The organism is Lachnotalea glycerini, assembly GCF_003201285.1.
Classification (GTDB): Bacteria; Bacillota; Clostridia; order Lachnospirales; family Lachnospiraceae; genus Lachnotalea; species Lachnotalea glycerini.
In genome coordinates this window covers 1-1,311 of record NZ_QICS01000047.1, presented here as the reverse complement: position 1 = coordinate 1,311, position 1,311 = coordinate 1, and the positions used below count along the sequence as shown (strand labels likewise).

Below are 1,311 nucleotides of genomic sequence, written 5' to 3'. Positions count from 1 at the left end.
ATGAATTTCCCGCATTTAGCTGCATTGCAGATGGATATACATTTTCAATACTGCCTTTACAAATAATTTCGAGAAATATAAATATTATTTATTCAAACGAAATTCAAATATTTCAGGTTGTCCAGTCTTTTCTATTAACTTAATCGCTTTAACATACTTTATATTAGTAAGCAGTTCACATGGCAACGTTTTTGATATTGTCAACAATTGCGATGTTGCAATATTAAGATTAAATATTTGCTTTATAATTGCCAAATCTTTTATTCCATTAACAGGCTTTTTAGTTAAATAAACACTTCCAATTTTACTTAATTTATTATTTTTTTCATTTTCTTCTGTATCAATATTGCAACCTCTATTAAACCACTCATTAAAATTAGATATTTTTTTATAGGCTGTTTCTATTTCATAGTCTGACATATCTACTAAGAAAACCACTTCAGCATTTGCCTCTTGTTTCATCAAAAATACTAATCCCCCCCCATCATCACCAATTGCAATATAATCGGGTTGGTACTTGTGAATTTGCAAATTATCATTCATTTCTTTTAAATCGTTTAATGAGTATAATATCTTCCCTCCATCGAAACTAAATCCATCATTTACTTTCAAAAAATCTTTATATAGGTTCGGTATCCTCATTCCATAGTTGATTTCATATTCATTAATTAGTTTATTATTTACCATTAATCAAACGCTCCTAATCCATCAAAATATTTATATGCATCTTTAATAGCTTTTTGTGCATTTTTTTTGTTAACTCCTGAATCAATTAATTCACTATAACTATTGTGAAATTCGCTTTGTATGCTAGTATTATATCCTAGTTCTACCCTTCGTTCTCGTTGTGAATTTGTAATATATGTATGAGGTTTTCCAGTTCCAGTCTCTAATAATATTGCTGGAGCACTATTTCTTTGATATCCAGAAATATTTGTTTGTGCCCATTTATCCTGAATAATATGATGTGATTGTACCTGCCTTCATTTGCAACATTGTGATTACCATCTGCTCGGTTTTTACCAGGACTTAGAAATCCATGTTCATCTATATCGCCAGCTTTATATCCATTAGGATTTTTACCTCCCTTTATCTCCGATCCGCCCGCTCCCTTAGAACTACTATCTTGGTGTGCTGCTAGTTTCGTAGAAGTCTTTGTCTCATTTTTCCCTTTTGATGTACTAGCAGCAAGCCTATCCTTAGCAGCTTGACATTGATTCCCACTTGGGTCTACATAGCTCACTGGATTGTTGGCGCAATATGCGTACAGGTTCAGTCCGTCTCCCCGGTAGGTATCTTCTTGGGTAAAGC

At 32.6% G+C, this 1,311-nt stretch carries 3 protein-coding genes; all 3 read right to left on the bottom strand.

Annotated features, from left to right (window positions below; all coding sequences use genetic code 11):
• Positions 1-84: 84 nt before the first annotated feature.
• Positions 85-687 (bottom strand): SMI1/KNR4 family protein, encoded by a 603-nt coding sequence (locus tag C8E03_RS21755; protein ID WP_110292112.1) that lies wholly within the window; start codon positions 685-687, stop codon positions 85-87.
• Positions 687-932: a hypothetical protein gene (locus C8E03_RS23010; protein WP_408609935.1), complete on the bottom strand. Its 246-nt coding sequence runs from the start codon at positions 930-932 to the stop codon at positions 687-689. Before C8E03_RS23010 ends, C8E03_RS21755 begins: the two co-directional genes overlap by 1 nt.
• Positions 890-1,311 (bottom strand): RHS repeat-associated core domain-containing protein (locus C8E03_RS22550; protein WP_278321216.1); only part of this gene is annotated, 422 nt, incomplete at its 5' end. The genes C8E03_RS23010 and C8E03_RS22550, both read right to left, overlap by 43 nt.